The organism is Pseudokineococcus sp. 5B2Z-1 (assembly GCF_037482305.1).
Taxonomy (GTDB): domain Bacteria; phylum Actinomycetota; class Actinomycetes; order Actinomycetales; family Quadrisphaeraceae; genus Pseudokineococcus.
This window is the reverse complement of the sequence record NZ_JBBHZG010000008.1, coordinates 40,601-56,482: the sequence shown is the minus strand read 5'-3', so window position 1 is coordinate 56,482 and position 15,882 is coordinate 40,601. Positions and strand designations below refer to the sequence as shown.

Annotated in this window: 11 protein-coding genes; 10 read left to right on the top strand and 1 reads right to left on the bottom strand. The window is 77.2% G+C overall.

Going from position 1 to position 15,882, the window contains the following annotated elements; all coding sequences use genetic code 11:
* The 3 genes from WDV85_RS15970 to WDV85_RS15960 all read left to right on the top strand — a co-directional run bounded on the left by WDV85_RS15970 (position 1) and on the right by WDV85_RS15960 (position 4,057).
* Positions 1-1,548 (top strand): FGGY-family carbohydrate kinase, encoded by a 1,548-nt coding sequence (locus WDV85_RS15970; RefSeq protein ID WP_339571567.1) that lies wholly within the window; start codon positions 1-3, stop codon positions 1,546-1,548.
* A 109-nt stretch (positions 1,549-1,657) separates the two neighbouring features.
* Entirely contained in the window at positions 1,658-3,394 is a 1,737-nt protein-coding gene (locus WDV85_RS15965) for a dihydroxyacetone kinase family protein (RefSeq protein WP_339571566.1), read from the top strand.
* Positions 3,395-3,544: 150 nt separating this feature from the next.
* Positions 3,545-4,057 carry a ribose-5-phosphate isomerase gene (locus WDV85_RS15960; protein WP_339571565.1) on the top strand — a complete coding sequence of 171 codons (513 nt, stop codon included), beginning with the start codon at positions 3,545-3,547 and terminating at the stop codon, positions 4,055-4,057.
* Between the two features lie 93 nt (positions 4,058-4,150).
* Here the strand turns inward: WDV85_RS15960 and WDV85_RS15955 are convergent, their stop codons facing one another.
* Positions 4,151-5,377 carry a S1 family peptidase gene (locus WDV85_RS15955; protein ID WP_339571564.1) on the bottom strand — a complete coding sequence of 409 codons (1,227 nt, stop codon included), beginning with the start codon at positions 5,375-5,377 and terminating at the stop codon, positions 4,151-4,153.
* Between the two features lie 487 nt (positions 5,378-5,864).
* Between WDV85_RS15955 and ileS the strand changes: the two genes are divergently transcribed.
* The 7 genes from ileS (at position 5,865) to WDV85_RS15920 (ending at position 15,785) form a co-directional block, all read left to right on the top strand.
* Positions 5,865-9,239, top strand: a complete 3,375-nt coding sequence (ileS, locus tag WDV85_RS15950) for an isoleucine--tRNA ligase (RefSeq protein ID WP_339571563.1) — start codon at positions 5,865-5,867, stop codon at positions 9,237-9,239.
* Positions 9,236-10,807, top strand: a complete 1,572-nt coding sequence (locus tag WDV85_RS15945; RefSeq protein WP_339571562.1) for a bifunctional folylpolyglutamate synthase/dihydrofolate synthase — start codon at positions 9,236-9,238, stop codon at positions 10,805-10,807. The genes ileS and WDV85_RS15945 overlap by 4 nt, the downstream gene beginning before the upstream one ends.
* A complete protein-coding gene (locus tag WDV85_RS15940; protein WP_339571561.1) occupies positions 10,804-11,196 on the top strand; it encodes a DUF4233 domain-containing protein in 393 nt (130 codons plus the stop codon). Before WDV85_RS15945 ends, WDV85_RS15940 begins: the two co-directional genes overlap by 4 nt.
* Positions 11,197-11,659: 463 nt before the next feature.
* Entirely contained in the window at positions 11,660-12,109 is a 450-nt protein-coding gene (ndk, locus tag WDV85_RS15935; protein WP_298804612.1) for a nucleoside-diphosphate kinase, read from the top strand.
* Positions 12,110-12,222: 113 nt separating this feature from the next.
* On the top strand, positions 12,223-14,313 hold the full coding sequence (locus tag WDV85_RS15930) for a TIGR03960 family B12-binding radical SAM protein (RefSeq protein WP_339571560.1): 2,091 nt from the start codon (positions 12,223-12,225) through the stop codon (positions 14,311-14,313).
* A 5-nt stretch (positions 14,314-14,318) separates the two neighbouring features.
* A complete protein-coding gene (locus tag WDV85_RS15925; RefSeq protein ID WP_339571559.1) occupies positions 14,319-14,882 on the top strand; it encodes a GNAT family N-acetyltransferase in 564 nt (187 codons plus the stop codon).
* Positions 14,883-14,975: 93 nt separating this feature from the next.
* A complete protein-coding gene (locus WDV85_RS15920) occupies positions 14,976-15,785 on the top strand; it encodes a TIGR03936 family radical SAM-associated protein (protein ID WP_339571558.1) in 810 nt (269 codons plus the stop codon).
* The last annotated feature ends 97 nt before the right edge of the window (positions 15,786-15,882 follow it).

Here is a 15,882-nt window from a genome sequence, read left to right as displayed (position 1 = left end):
ATGGGCGACGTCGTCCTCGGCGTCGACATCGGCACGAGCAGCAGCAAGGCGGTGCTCGTGCGGCCGGACGGGGAGGTCGTGGCTTCGTCGTCACGCGCTCACCGCATGAGCCTCCCCCGTCCCGGCTGGGCGGAGATGGACGCCGAGGTGGACTGGTGGGGCGACGTCGTCGCCCTCTGCCGGGAGCTCGTGCCCCTCGTCCCGCCGGGGGACAGGTTGTCCGCCGTCTGCCCGAGCGGCATCGGTCCGTGCCTCGTGCTCGTCGGTGACGACGGGCGCGCCCTCGGCCCCGCGGTGCTCTACGGAGTCGACTCGCGGGCCAGCGCGGAGGTGGACGAGCTCGGCGAGATGCTCGGCCCCGCCGCCCTCGAGGAGCGCTGCGGCTCGGGCCTGTCGAGCCAAGCGCTCGGGCCGAAGCTGCTGTGGGCCCGGCGGAGGCGCCCCGAGGCGTGGGCGCGGGCCAGGACGTGGCACGGCTGCAGCTCCTTCGTCGTGCAGCGGCTGACGGGGGTCGACGCGCTCGACCACCACACGGCCAGCCAGTGCGCCCCCCTCTACGACCTCCGTTCCCGAGGGTGGAGCGAGGACTGGGCGGTCGACGTGGTGGGCGACCTCCCGCTGCCGCGGCTCGTCGCCCCGGACGACGTCGTCGGCGCCGTGACGGCCTCGGCGTCGGCCCTGACGGGCCTGCCGGAGGACCTGCCCGTCGTCGCAGGGGCGGTCGACGCCTGGGTGGAGGCCCTCGGCGCCGGCGTGCGCCGACCCGGTGACCTCATGCTCATGTACGGCTCGACGAGCTTCGCCGTCCAGGTCTCACCCGGCCTGCGCCGCCGGCCGCCCCTCTGGGCCACCTGCGGCCTCGACGAGGGCACCTACACGCTGTCGGGCGGCACCGCGACGGCGGGCAGCCTCACGGCGTGGGTCCAGGACCTGACCGGCGGGGCGTCCTTCGAGGAGCTGGTGCGTGAGGCCGCGGGGATCGCGCCCGGCGCCGACGGGCTCCTCGTCCTGCCCTACCTGGCGGGCGAGCGGACCCCCGTCTTCGACCCCAGGGCCCGCGGGGTCGTCGCCGGGCTCACTCTCCGCCACGGGCGGGGGCACCTCTACCGGGCCGCCCTCGAGGGGATCGCCCTCGGCGTCGCCCAGGTCCTCGACCTCTTCGACGACGCCGCCGGGGCCAGCCGGCCGGTCGTCGCCGTGGGCGGGGGAACCCGCGGAGGGCTGTGGACCCAGATCACGAGCGACGTCACCGGCCGGGCCCAGGTCGTGCCGGAGGAGGCCATCGGGGCGTCCTACGGCGCGGCGCTCCTGGCGGCCGAGGGCGTCGGGCTCGTCCCTCGCGGGACCGACTGGTCGCGCCCCGGTCGGCTGGTCGAGCCCGACCCGGCTCTGCGCGGCCTCTACGACGACCTGGCGGGCGCCTTCGCGTCCCTGTACCCGGCCACCCGGGAGGCCGTGGGAGTCCTGGCGGACGTCGACGAGAGCGGGAGCACGCAGCCTGGCGCCGGCGTCCCCGCCGGCGCCCGCGAGCTGGGGCGCCTTGCGTGAAGGGACGCCCAGCACCATCGTGCTCGCGTCGGGACCTGTCACCGGCGCGCAGCACCCCAGGCCAGCCACCAGAGCCGGTCACGACCGGCCGCGAGCGAGCGGAGACGCGATGACGCGCCTGCACGACGACCCCGCCACCTTCAGCGAGGACGCCCTCGCCGGCTTCCTCGACGCGCACGTCGGGCGCGTCGTCGGGGTGCCCGGGGGCGTGGTCCGCGCCCGGGCGACGCGCGAGGGCAAGGTCGCCGTCGTCGTCGGCGGCGGGTCCGGCCACTACCCGGCGTTCTGCGGCGTCGTCGGGCCCGGGTACGCCGACGGCGCCGTCGTCGGCAACGTCTTCACGTCGCCGTCGGCCACCGAGGCCGCCGCCGTGAGCCGCGCGGCGCACGGCGGGGGCGGCGTGCTCCTCACCACGGGCAACTACGCGGGCGACGTCCTCAACTTCGGCCTCGCCGTCGAGCACCTGCGCGCCGAGGGCGTGGACGCGCGGTACGTGGCCGTCACGGACGACGTCGCGAGCGCCGGCGGGGACGAGGTGGCCAAGCGCCGCGGCATCGCGGGCGACGTCACCGTCTTCAAGTGCGCCTGCGCCGCGGCCGAGGAGGGCCTCGACCTCGACGGCGTGGAGGAGGCGGCGCGGCGGGCCAACGACCGCACGCGCAGCCTCGGGGTGGCCTTCACGGGCTGCACGCTGCCCGGGGCGGACGCGCCGCTGTTCACCGTGCCCGAGGGCGTCATGAGCGTCGGGCTCGGCATCCACGGCGAGCCGGGCGTCTCCGACGAGGACATGCCGACCGCCGCCGAGCTGGCGGCCCGCCTCGTCGACGGCGTGCTGGCCGAGGCGCCCGAGGACCTCGGGGAGGGGCCGCGCCGCGTCGCCGCCGTCCTCAACGGGCTCGGCACCGTGAAGTACGAGGAGCTCTTCGTCCTCTGGAGGACGGTGGCGCGCCTGCTGCGGGAGGCGGGCCTCGAGGTCGTCGAGCCCGAGGTCGGCGAGCTCGTCACGAGCCTCGACATGGGCGGCGTCTCCCTCACGCTCATGTGGCTCGACGAGGACCTCGAGCGCTGGTGGCGCGCGCCGGCGGACTCCCCGGCCTATCGCAAGGGCTCCACCGACGACCTCGAGCAGGGTCCGGAGCGCTCGGCCGAGGAGGCCGCCGCGGCGTCCGCGCCGCCGCCGGAGGAGGCCTCGCGCGGCTCTGAGGAGTCCCGCGCCCTCGTGCCCGACGTCGTCCGCGGCGCCGAGGCGGTGGTGGCGGAGATGGCCGGCGCCGAGGACGAGCTGGGCCGCATCGACGCCGTCGCCGGCGACGGCGACCACGGCCGCGGGATGGTGCGTGGCAGCCGCGCCGCCCTCGACGCCGCCCGGGAGGCGCAGGAGCAGGGCCGCGGGACCGGCGGCGCCGTCCGTGCGGCGGGCGCCGCCTGGGCCGACCGCGCCGGCGGCACGAGCGGCGTGCTGTGGGGGGCGGCCCTGACCGCCGTCGGCGCCCGGCTGGGCGACGAGGCCCGCCCGGGCGCGGCGGACGTCGTCGACGCCGTCGACGCCGGCATGGACGTCCTGCTGCGGCTCGGCGGCGCGTCGGTGGGCGACAAGACGATGCTCGACGCCATCGAGCCCTTCCGCACCGCGCTGCGCCAGCGCGTGGAGGCCGGCGACGACCTCGCCACCGCGTGGGACGCCGCGGCGACGTCGGCGGAGGAGGCCGCGACGGCGACGGCCGACCTCCGCCCGAGGGTGGGGCGCGCGCGGCCGCTGGCCGAGCGGAGCCTCGGCACCCCGGACGCCGGGGCGACCTCCTTCGGCATGGTCGCCCGCACCCTCGCCGGGGTGCTGCGCGGCTGAGCCGGGGCGGGCCCGCGCCGGCGACCGGGGGCGTCCGTCGTCGGGGGCAGGCGTGGTCAGGGGCATGCGTGGTCGGGGTGCCGCGTTGGCCCAGCAGGACACGGACGCCGGACCGGACCCGGTCCGGACACGACGAGCGGAGGAGGAGCTGTGGCGGAGCAGGGCTGGAGGGTCGTCGTCGGGGCCGACGACGCGGGCGTGCAGTACAAGGACGCGCTCAAGGCGGACCTGGAGGCGGACGAGCGCGTCGCCGAGGTGGTCGACGTCGGTGTCAACGGCGACGACAGCACGGCCTACCCGCACGTGGCGGTCGAGGCCGCGCGTCGGGTGGCGGACGGGCGCGCCGACCGCGCGCTGCTCGTCTGCGGGACCGGGCTGGGGGTCGCCATCAGCGCCAACAAGGTGCCCGGCGTCCGGGCGGTGACGGCGCACGACGGCTTCTCCGTCGAGCGCGCCGTGATGTCGAACGACGCCCAGGTGCTGTGCCTCGGCCAGCGGGTCGTCGGCCTGGAGCTGGCGCGCCGGCTCGCCAAGGAGTGGCTGGGCTACCGCTTCGACCCGTCGTCGGCCTCGGCCGAGAAGGTCGAGGCCATCCGCGGCTACGAGCGGGAGACCGCGTCCCTGGCCACCGAGCGCGACGTCGACCTGGCCCGCTGCGACTGACCGGCCCGCTGGACCAGGACGGGGCCGCCCCGCCGAGCAGGTGCTCGGCGGGGCGGCCCCGTCCTCGCGTCCGGACGCGGCGCGACCGCCGCGTCAGCAGGCGGTGAGGGCCTGCGGCGCCCGGCTCCAGGCGGCGACGAGCGCCGCGGCGGTCGGGGCGCCCGCGCCGACGGTGACGTTGGTGTCGACGCCCGTGCTCGTGAGGGCGACGACGGTGCCGTCGGCGAGGAGCCACGGGCCGCCGCTGGCCCCCGGCGAGGTCTGCACGTCGCTCTGCACCGCGTCGGTGAGGGCGGCGCCGCCGACGCCGGCGAAGGCCGGCAGCACGGAGGACACCGTGCCCAGCTGCAGGCTCTGGCCCAGGCCGGAGGCGAAGCCGACGAGCGCGTGGGGCGTGCCGACGGGCGGGAGCTCCGTGGCGAGGGGGAGCGCCAGCCCGGGGTGCTCGGTGGGCAGGCGCAGGAGCGCCACGTCCTGCGCGACGTCGAGCCCGACGACCTCCGCCGTCTCGTACCGGCCGCCCACGACCACGCCGAGGGAGGCCGCGTCCTCGACGACGTGCGCGGCCGTCGCGAGCAGGTCGGCGCCGACGAAGAAGGCCGTGCCGGTGGAGGCGTCGCCGGGCGCGCAGCCCTCCCGGGAGACCTGCACGACCGAGCCCTCCACCGCGCGGTACAGGGCCGCCCAGTCCGGGGCCGCGGGGCTGCTCGCCGGGGCGGGCGCCGGCGCGACGGACCGCTCCGCCGCCACCCGCGCGGACGCGGGGACGGCCGCAGGCGAGGAGGACGCGGCGCGGGCCGGGGCCACGGGCGCCGCGGCCACCGCGGCCACGGTCGCCGCCGTGGCCGTCCGCTCCTCCTCGAGCGCCCAGCGGGGGGCGGGGGCGCGGTAGACGCGCTCGAGCGAGGCCTCGGCGGTGCGGCCGGGCAGGTCGCCCGCGACCGCCCGGAGCTGCACCAGCACGCCGTCGCCCGGCACCACGCCCGCGAGGCGGGAGGACCGTGCGGCCGCGTCGAGGACGACCGCCGGGGCGTCGTCGACGAAGAGCTCGTAGCCCGTCACCACGGCTCCCGGTCCCTCGGGGGCCTCCCACGTGGCCACGACGGCGTCCCCGTCGGCGTGCAGGGCGAGCGCGCGGGGGGCCTCCGGCCGGGCGGTCGCCGCCACCGGGGCGATGCGCGGGGCGGCCTGCACCACGACCGGCGCGTCGACCGCGGCCACCGGGCCCGGCGCCGCGGCGGCGCAGCCCGTGAGGACGAGGCCCACGGCGAAGGACGCGACGAGGGCGGCGGTCGAGCGGCAGGTGCGGGAGCGGGCCATGAGGGTGTCCTTCGTCGGCGAGGGGCAGTGGTTGAAGCGTCACCTACCGTTCGCGGTCCGGCGAGGGGTGGACGGGGGCGTGCCTCGGACGGCCGCACCCGGACGGGTCACGGCCCTGGGGTCGACGGCGCCCGTGCCGAGGGGCCGCCCTCCCCCCCGTGCGCGGACCCGGCGGTGCCCCCGGCGCGGCGCCGTGCGGCACCTCCGGTCCGGCGCCCGTGGCGCCTCCGGCGCGGGGGCGCGTAACCTCGTCCCCACGGCGTCGACCCGGCCATCACCGGCGAGCCCCCGGAAGAACAGGCGCCCCGCGGGCGCCCCAGTAGAACCGGGCGGGACCAGCCCGTCATCGCTGGAGAAGGAGCGGCGCTCCGCCCCACCGGGGCGGGGCGCAAGCGAGGTGGTACCGCGGGTGCCCGGCCGGACGCCGGACGCTCGTCCTCGCGGTCCGGAGCGCACGCGCGTGCGCCCGGGGCGAGGAGGTCCCGCGATGACCACGGCCGAGGCCACCGGGCCGGACGAGAGCACCGGCCCGGGGGAGAGCACCGGCACCCCCGCGTCTGCGCGGGGCGTCTACCCGCTCGCGTCCGCCGGGCGCACCGGAGCGGGGGGCGGGGTGCCGGCGTCGCCGTCGCTGCCCGACCTCGAGCGGCGCGTGCTGGACCACTGGGCCGAGGACGGCACCTTCCGCGCCAGCGTCGAGCAGCGGCCGGCGGGCGAGGACGGCGCCAACGAGTACGTCTTCTACGACGGGCCCCCCTTCGCCAACGGCCTGCCGCACTACGGCCACCTGCTCACGGGGTACGTGAAGGACGTCGTCCCCCGCTACCAGACGATGCGCGGGCGCCGGGTCGAGCGCCGCTTCGGCTGGGACTGCCACGGGCTGCCCGCCGAGCTCGAGGCGGAGCGGCAGCTCGGCATCGGCGGCAAGCGCGACGTGCTCGAGATGGGCATCGAGGTCTTCAACGAGGCGTGCCGCTCGAGCGTCCTGCGCTACACCGACGAGTGGCAGGAGTACGTCACCCGCCAGGCCCGCTGGGTCGACTTCGACCACGACTACAAGACCCTGGACCTCTCGTACATGGAGAGCGTCATGTGGGCCTTCAAGACGCTCCACGACAAGGGCCTCGTCTACGAGGGGCAGCGCGTGCTGCCGTACTGCTGGCGCGACGAGACGCCGCTGTCGAACCACGAGCTGCGGATGGACGACGACGTCTACCAGCAGCGGCAGGACCCGGCGGTGACGGTCTGGTTCGGCCTCGAGACCGGTGAGCGCCTGCTCGCCTGGACCACGACGCCGTGGACGCTGCCGAGCAACCTCGCCGTCGCCGTGGGGCCCGACGTCGACTACGTCGTCGTCGAGGCCGGCCCCGGGGCGGCGGACGGCGGCGCGGGGGAGCGGTACGTGCTCGCGGAGGCGCGGCTGGCCTCCTACGCCGAGGCCCTCGACCTCGGGGACGACCCGGCCGCACGCGTCGTCCAGAGGCTGCGCGGCGCCGACCTGGTCGGCCGCCGCTACGCGCCGCTGTTCGACTACCTGTCCGACGCGGACGTCTTCGGCACGGAGCGCGCGTTCGTCGTCGTCCCCAGCGACCACGTGACGACCGAGGACGGCACCGGCGTGGTGCACATGGCGCCCGCGTACGGCGAGGACGACCAGCGGGTCTGCGCCGAGCACGGCATCCCGGTCGTCCTCACGGTCGACGACCGCGCGCGCTTCACCTCCGTGGTGCCCGACTTCGAGGGCCAGCACGTCTTCGAGGCCAACACGCCCATCACCCGCGCGCTGCGCGAGCGCGGCCGCGTGCTGCGCGCCGACTCCTACGTGCACTCCTACCCGCACTGCTGGCGCTGCCGGAACCCGCTGATCTACCGCGCCGTCTCGTCGTGGTTCGTCGAGGTGACGAAGGTCCGGGACCGGATGGTCGAGCTCAACCAGCAGGTCGAGTGGGTGCCCGGCCACGTCAAGGACGGCCAGTTCGGCAAGTGGCTCCAGGGCGCCCGCGACTGGTCGATCAGCCGCAACCGCTTCTGGGGCAGCCCCCTCCCCGTGTGGGTCTCGGACGACCCGGCGCACCCGCGCACCGACGTCTACGGCTCGCTCGACGAGCTGGAGCGCGACTTCGGCGTCCGCCCGACCGACCTGCACCGCCCGTTCGTCGACGAGCTGACCCGGCCGAACCCCGACGACCCCACGGGCCGGTCGACGATGCGCCGGGTGCCCGACGTCCTCGACGTCTGGTTCGACTCCGGGTCGATGCCCTTCGCCCAGGTGCACGCGCCGTTCGAGGACGGGGAGTGGTTCGACTCCCACTTCCCGGGCGACTTCGTCGTCGAGTACATCGGTCAGACGCGCGGCTGGTTCTACACGATGCACGTGCTGGCGACGGCGCTGTTCGACCGCCCGGCGTTCCGGCGCGTGGTGAGCCACGGGATCGTCCTCGGCGACGACGGCCAGAAGATGTCGAAGAGCCTGCGCAACTACCCCGACGTCGGCGAGGTCTTCGCCCGCGACGGCTCCGACGCCATGCGCTGGTTCCTCATGGCCTCGCCGGTGCTGCGCGGGGGCAACCTCGTCGTCACCGAGGCGGGGATCCGCGAGGGCGTGCGCGCCGTGCTCCTGCCGCTGTGGAACGCGTGGTCCTTCCTCGCGCTCTACGCCGGCTCGGCCGACGGCGGGGCCGGGCGCGTGGCGCGCCTGGACGCCCCGGCCTCGGAGGACCTCCTCGACCGGTACGTCGTCGCCCGGACGGCGGCGCTCGTCGACGACGTCACCGCGGCGCTCGACGTCGTCGACGTCGCGGGCGCCTGCGAGGCGGTGCGCGAGTACGTCGACGTCCTCACCAACTGGTACGTGCGCCGCTCGCGGGCGCGCTTCTGGGGCGAGGACCCGGCGGCCATGGACACCCTGGCGCGGGTGCTCGAGGTCGTCTGCCGGGTGGCCGCGCCGCTGCTGCCGCTGACGACGGAGGAGGTCTGGCGGGGCCTCACCGGTGGGCGCAGCGTGCACCTGGAGGACTGGCCCGTCCCGGGCCCGCGCGAGGAGGGGGGCCACGGCCTGGCGCACGACCCCGACCTCGTGGCGGCGATGGACCGGGTGCGCGCGGTCTGCTCCGCGGCGTCGTCGCTGCGCAAGGCGCACGGGCTGCGCACGCGCCTGCCGCTCGCGCGCCTCGAGGTCGTCGTCGACGACCCGGCGTCGCTCGAGCCCTTCGCCGACGTCGTGCGCGACGAGGTCAACGTGCGGGAGGTCGTGCTGCGCAGCACCGCCGACGCGGGGGGCGGCGTCGTCGAGCGCGTCGTCGTCAGCGCCCGGGCCGCCGGCCCGCGGCTCGGGAAGCAGGTGCAGGTGGCGCTGCGCGCCGCCAAGGCCGGCGACGTCGAGGTCGGCGACGACGGGTCCGTCGTCGCCGGCGGGATCGCCCTGCAGGAGGGGGAGTACGAGGTGCAGCGGGTCGTGGGGGAGCAGGCCGCCGGCACGGCGGCGCAGGTGCTGCCCGGCCGGGCGGGCTGGGTCGTGCTGGCGACGGAGGTGACGCCCGAGCTCGCCGCCGAGGGCGTGGCGCGCGACGTCGTCCGGCTCGTGCAGCAGGCGCGGCGCGACGCCGGCCTCGCCGTCGGCACGCGGATCCGGCTCACGGTGGTCGGGGACGAGCCGGTCTGGGAGGCGGTCATGGCCCACCAGGGGCTGGTCATGGGGGAGGTGCTCGCCGACAGCGTCGGCGCCGTCACCTTCGCCGCGGCGCGCGAGCTCGGGGGCGCCGCCGGCGACCTCGCGGACGCGGCCGCGGACCCGACGGGGGGCGTGAGCGACGGGACCGCCGGCGACGGCGCCCGCGTGCGCGTCCGGGTGGAGGCCCGGTGAGCGCCGGGAGCGGCCCCGGCCGCACGCCCGCGGAGCGGCTGCGCGCCGCGCACGCCGAGCTGCTCTCCCGCACGCCCGAGAACGCGGTGCAGCCGCGGCTCGACCCGGTGCGCCGGGCGCTGGAGCTCCTCGGCGACCCGCACCGGGCCTACCCGGTGGTGCACGTCGGCGGCACGAACGGCAAGACCTCGACCGCGCGCATCGCCGAGCGGCTGCTGCGGGAGCACGACCTGCGCACCGGGCGCTTCACCAGCCCGCACCTGCACAGCGTCACCGAGCGCATCAGCGTCGACGGCCTGCCCCTGGCCGACGACGCCTTCGCCGACCTCCACGAGGACGTCGCCCCCTACCTCGCCCTCGTCGACGGCGAGCTGCGGACGGCGGGCGAGGTGCCGCTCACGTACTTCGAGGCGCTCGCCGTCATGGCCTTCGCCGCCTTCGCCGAGGCGCCGGTCGACGTCGCCGTCGTCGAGGTCGGGCTGGGCGGGACCTGGGACGCGACGAACGTCGTCGAGTCGGCGGTGCAGGTGATCACGCCGATCTCGCTGGACCACACGGAGCTGCTCGGCGACACGGTCGAGGACATCGCCCGCGAGAAGGCGGGCATCCTGCGGCGGGACGCCATCGCGGTCGTCGGCCTGCAGCCCGACGGCGCGGGCGAGGTGCTCGGCGAGCGGGCGGCCGAGCTGCGCACGCGCGTCGTCCGCGAGGGCGAGCACTTCGCCCTGGCCGGCCGCTCGGTCGCCGTCGGCGGCCAGCTCGTCGCCGTCCAGGGGCTGGCCGCGCGCTACGAGGACGTCTTCCTGCCGCTGCACGGCGCCCACCAGGCGCACAACGCGGCGCTCGCCGTCGTCGCCGTGGAGGCGCTGCTCGGCGGCGGCGAGCGCGCCCTCGACGGCGGCCTGCTCGAGGCCGCCCTCGGCGACGTCGCCTCGCCCGGCCGCCTGGAGGTGCTCCGCCCCTCGCCGCTCGTGCTGGCGGACGCCGCCCACAACGCCGCCGGCGTCGCGACGCTCGTCGACGCGCTCGAGGAGGCCTTCGCCGTCCGCCACGGCGTCGGCGTCGTCGGGGTGCTCGAGGGCAAGGACGCCGAGGGGATCCTCGCGCTGCTGGAGCCGGCGCTCGAGGAGGTCGTCGTCACGCGCTCCTCCTCGCCGCGCGCCGTGGACGTCGAGGTCCTCGCCGGCATCGCCCGCGACGTCTTCGGCGAGGACCGCGTGCACGTCGCCGAGCGGCTCGACGAGGCCATCGCGACCGCCGTCGACCTCGCCGACGTCGGCGGCGGCGGGTCCGGCGGGGTCCTCGTCACGGGCTCGGTCACGGTGGCCGCCGAGGCGCGACAGCTCCTGGGGGCGGCCGCCGTCGACGCGCCCGGGCGCTCGCGCGGCGCCGGGCCCGCGGCGGGCGGCGAGGACGAGGGCGACGGCGGGCCCGGGGACGAGCGCGAGCCGCTCGACATCCTCGGCTACCCGCTGGACCTCGACGGCGACGAGGACGCGGGGCGGCTCGGCGTCGACCCCGACCCCGAGGACGACCCGGGCGACGGACCGCTCGGCGGGGCGCGGTGACCGCCCGCCTCGCCGCCTCGGTGCTCGTCCTCGAGGCGTTCCTCGTCTTCTTCGCCGTCCTCGCCGCCTCGCAGCTCTCGGACGCCCCGGCCGGCCTCGTCTGGGGCGGCGGCCTCGGGCTGGCCGTCGTGCTGCTGCTGGCGTCCGGGCTCGTGCGGCGGCCGTGGGGCATCGCGCTCGGGTGGGTGCTGCAGGCGGTCGTCGTGCTCGGCGGCCTCGTGCTGCCGGCGATGTTCGCCCTCGGCGCCCTCTTCGCCGTCCTGTGGTTCGCCATGATCCGCCTCGGCCGGAAGGTGGAGCGCGACCGCGCCGCCTTCGTCGAGCGCTGGGGGCACCCCGACACGTGGGACGACGGGCAGCCGCCGGCCGGGGCCCCCACGCGGGGCTGAGCGGCGCCCGCGGGTCCAGGGGCNCGACATCGTCCGGCCCATCTCGCTGCTGGGCTGAGCCCGACCTCCGGACCGTCCGCGCGGCTCCTCGCCGGGGGCGGTGGTCGCGCGCGCGAGCTGCTGGGTCAGGTGTCGGGGTGGTCCGCGGTCGTCGCGTGGTCGGGAGGGCGCGACCCGGGTGCCTCCACGGGCACTGGCTACGCGCGTGGTCGGGGCTCACGCCCCGGCCACGCTGCTCGCCTGACGTGCCCGGGTCGCACCCGGCCCCCCGCCGCTCCCATCACCTCGGGCGTCGCCGCAGGCCCGTCCGACCTGGCGACGGCCGTCCGCCGTCGTCGACGTCCCGCGCCCGACGGCGACGACGAGGGCCGGGCCGGGGGCGGTCGCTAGGCTCCGCGGCGGCCCGGCGTCCGCCGCGGCCGCCGCCGCGCCGGGCGACCGGCCGACGACCGGAGGACTCCCCATGGCCGACCAGCAGCAGACCCCCGAGGACCAGCCGGAGCGCACGCTCGTGCTCGTCAAGCCCGACGGCGTCGCCCGCGGTCTCGTCGGGGAGGTGCTGCGCCGGGTGGAGGCCAAGGGCTACCGCCTCGTGGCGCTCGACCTGCGCACGCCCGCGCGCGAGGTCCTCGCCCAGCACTACGCCGAGCACGAGGGCAAGCCCTTCTACGAGCCGCTGGTCGCCTTCATGTCCTCCGGGCCGGTGGCGGCGGTCGTCGTCGAGGGGCAGCGGTGCGTCGAGGGCTTCCGCAGCCTCGCCGGCGCGACCGAGCCGACCGCGGCCGCGCCCGGCACCATCCGCGGCGACCTGGGCCGCGACTGGGGCCTCGCCGTCCAGCAGAACCTCGTGCACGGCTCGGACTCCCCGGAGTCGGCCGCCCGCGAGATCGCCCTTTGGTTCCCGGGCTCCTGAGGGCCGGGCGTGACGGCCCGGTGACGGGCGGCCGCGGGCCCGACGGGCCGGGCGGCCGCCCCGTCGCGGGGTAGCCTTCCCGCGTCCACCGCCCCCGTCCGTCGGGAGTCCGCATGCCCCCCGCCGACACCACGGCCGACGACACCACGGCCGTCGACAGCACGGCCTCCGGCGCCCCGGCGCTGCCCGAGGCGCTCGACGCGGCGGCGGCGCGCACGGCCCGCGACGGCCGCTCGGTGCTGCACCGCCTCGAGGCGCTGCTGCCGCGCGTCAGCAAGCCCGTCCAGTACGTCGGCGGCGAGCTCAACGCCACCACGAAGGAGTGGGACTGCGCCGGCCCCGCCACGGTGCGCTGGGCCCTCATGTACCCCGACGCCTACGAGGTCGGCGTGCCCAACCAGGGCGTGATGATCCTCTACGAGGTGCTCAACGAGCGGGCCGACGCCCTGGCCGAGCGCACCTACGCGGTGTGGCCGGACCTCGAGGCGCTCATGCGCGAGCACGACGTCCCGCAGTTCACCGTGGACGGGCACCGCCCGGTGGGCGACTTCGACCTCCTGGGCGTCTCCTTCGCCACCGAGCTCGGGTACACCAACCTGCTCACGGCGCTCGACCTCGCCGGCGTGCCCCTGCGCAGCGCCGAGCGCACCGAGGAGCACCCGCTCGTCGTCGCGGGCGGCCACGCCGCCTTCAACCCCGAGCCGGTCGCCGACTTCCTCGACGCCGTCGTGCTCGGTGACGGCGAGCAGGCCGTGCTCGCCGTCACCGACCTCGTGCGCGCCTTCAAGGAGGAGGGCTCGCCGGGCGGCCGGGAGGAGCTGCTGCTGCGCCTCGCGCGCTCCGGCGTCGTCTACGTGCCGCGCTTCTACGACGTCGCCTACGGCGAGGACGGGGCGCTCGCGTCCGTCGCGCCGAACCGCGACGGCGTGCCGTGGCGCGTCGTCAAGCACACGGTCATGGACCTCGACGCCTGGCCGTACCCCAAGCAGCCGCTCGTGCCGCTGGCCGAGAGCGTCCACGAGCGCATGAGCGTGGAGATCTTCCGCGGGTGCACGCGCGGCTGCCGCTTCTGCCAGGCCGGGATGATCACGCGGCCGGTGCGCGAGCGCTCCGCCGAGGGCATCGGCGCCATGGTGCAGAAGGGCCTCGAGGCCACCGGCTTCGAGGAGGTCGGGCTGCTGTCCCTGTCCTCGGCCGACCACAGCGAGATCGCCGAGGTCACCAAGGGCCTCGCCGACCGGTACGAGGGCACCGAGACGGGCCTGTCCCTGCCGAGCACGCGGGTCGACGCGTTCAACATCGAGCTCGCCAACGAGCTCTCGCGGAACGGGCGCCGCTCCGGGCTGACCTTCGCGCCCGAGGGCGGCAGCGAGCGCCTGCGCCGCGTCATCAACAAGATGGTGAGCGAGGAGGACCTCATCGCCACCGTCGCCACGGCCTTCGCGAACGGCTGGCGGCAGGTCAAGCTCTACTTCATGTGCGGTCTCCCCACGGAGACCGACGAGGACGTGCTCCAGATCGCCGAGATGGCCAAGCGGGTCATCGCGACGGGCCGCCAGGTGTCCGGGCGCAGCGACATCCGCTGCACCGTGTCGATCGGCGGGTTCGTGCCGAAGCCGCACACGCCGTTCCAGTGGGCGCCGCAGCTCTCGCACGAGGAGACCGACGCCCGGCTGGCCAAGCTGCGCGACGCGATCCGCTCCGACCGCCGCTACGGCCGGGCCATCGGCTTCCGGTACCACGACGGCAAGCCCGGCGTCGTCGAGGGCCTCCTGTCCCGGGGCGACCGGCGGCTGGCCGACGTCGTCGAGGCGGTGTGGCGCGACGGCGGCCGCTTCGACGGCTGGAGCGAGCACTTCTCCTACGAGCGCTGGGAGCAGGTCGCGCAGCGCGTCCTCGCCGCCCACGGCCTCGACGTCGACTGGTACACGACCCGCGAGCGCGACCTCGACGAGGTCCTGCCGTGGGACCACCTGGACTCCGGCCTGGACAAGGACTGGCTCTGGGAGGACTGGCAGGAGGCCCTGTCGGGGGTCGAGGTCGACGACTGCCGCTGGACCCCGTGCTTCGACTGCGGCGTCTGCCCGACGACGGACACGAGCATCCAGGTCGGCCCCTCCGGCCGGCCGATGCTGCCGCTGAGCGTCGTGCGGGCCTCCGGGGTCCTCGAGGGCGCCGGCACCAGCGCGGGGGGCACCCCCTGAGCGCGGTGCGCATCCGCCCGGCCGTCCTGGAGGCGGCCGGGGACGTGGCGGCGCTGGCGCTGCTGCGCCGCGCGGCCGCCTCCGAGGCCGGGCCCGTGCCCGCCGACGACGACTTCGGCCGCCGCTTCACCGCGTGGGTCCGCGCGCAGGCGCACCAGCGCACCTTCTGGCTCGCGGAGTCGCGGGGCGGCGGGGAGCGGCCCGCCGGGATGCGGCTGCCGGTGGGCATGGTGGGCCTCACGCGCTACGAGCGACCGCCGCGCCCGGGCGAGCCGGTCACGACGGCCTGGGGCTACCTCGGCGGGCTCTTCGTCCTCCCGGACCACCGCGGCGGCGGCACCGGCGGCGCGCTCGTCGAGGCCGCCGTGGGGCACGCCCGGGAGGCCGGGCTCGTCCGCGTCGTGCTGTCCCCGGGCGGGTCGCGCGCGGCGCCCCTCTACCGCCGGCTCGGCTTCCGGGCGGCCAGCGAGCTGCTGGTGCACCCGCTCGAGCACGACGCCCCCGACGAGGACGAGCCCGCGGGCCTCGACGACCTCGTCCACCCGCTGGACCTGCACCCGCTCGACTGACGGCGCCCGGCCCGCTGGACGCGTCCCCGTCCGGCCGGGGCCTCCCGGGCGCCTCCCCGCCGCCACCCCCCGAAGGACCCCTGGAGCTCCGCCATGGCCAGCCGCACCCCCGAGGGACCGCCTCCGCCCCCCGCCGTCCAGCGGCTGCGCCTGCGCTACGCCCGTCGGGAGCGCTTGCGCTTCTCCAGCCACCGCGACTTCCAGCGCGCGCTGGAGCGGGCCCTGCGCCGCGCCGAGGTGCCCATGGCCTACTCGGCGGGCTTCTCCCCGCACCCCAAGGTCTCCTACGCGGGCGCGGCGCCCACCGGCTCGGCCAGCGAGGCCGAGTACGTCGAGATCGCCGTGACGGCGCGCTGCGACCCCGGGCGCCTGCGCGCCGCCCTCGACGCGGCGCTGCCCCCCGGCCTCGACGTCCTCGAGGTCGTCGAGGTGCCGCTGCACGGCGCCACGCCGCTCGCGGACCTGCTCGAGGCCGGCGTGTGGGAGGTGGCGCTGCCCGGCGTGGGTGACGACGACGCCCGGCGCGCCGTCGACGCCCTCCTCGCCACCGGGTCGGCCGAGGTCGAGCGGGTGACGACCAAGGGGCGGCGGGTCCTCGACGTGCGCCCCGCGGTGCTGCGCCTCGACGTCGTCGACCCCGCGTCCGCCGTCTCGACGACGGGCCGCGCCCTCGCCGCGTCCTCGGCGGCGGGCGGGGGGCCCTGTGCGATACTCCACCTGGTCGTCCGGCACGCCGCACCTGCCGTGCGACCCGACGACGTCCTCACCGCGCTCCGCGGGGTGTCCGACCTCGCGCCGCCGGAAGCGCCCCGCGCGACCCGGCTGGCGCAGGGGCCGCTCCTGGAGGGCGCGGCGGCCGTGGCGGATCCACTGGCCGCCGGACGAGGTGCCGTCGGCGTCTGAGCCCCACCGCGCGCGCTCACCGGAGCCCGCTGCGCGGCCCGGACGCACCCCACGACTTCCGTCGCCCCCGGGCGACGACGAAAGGCCCGCGCGAGCT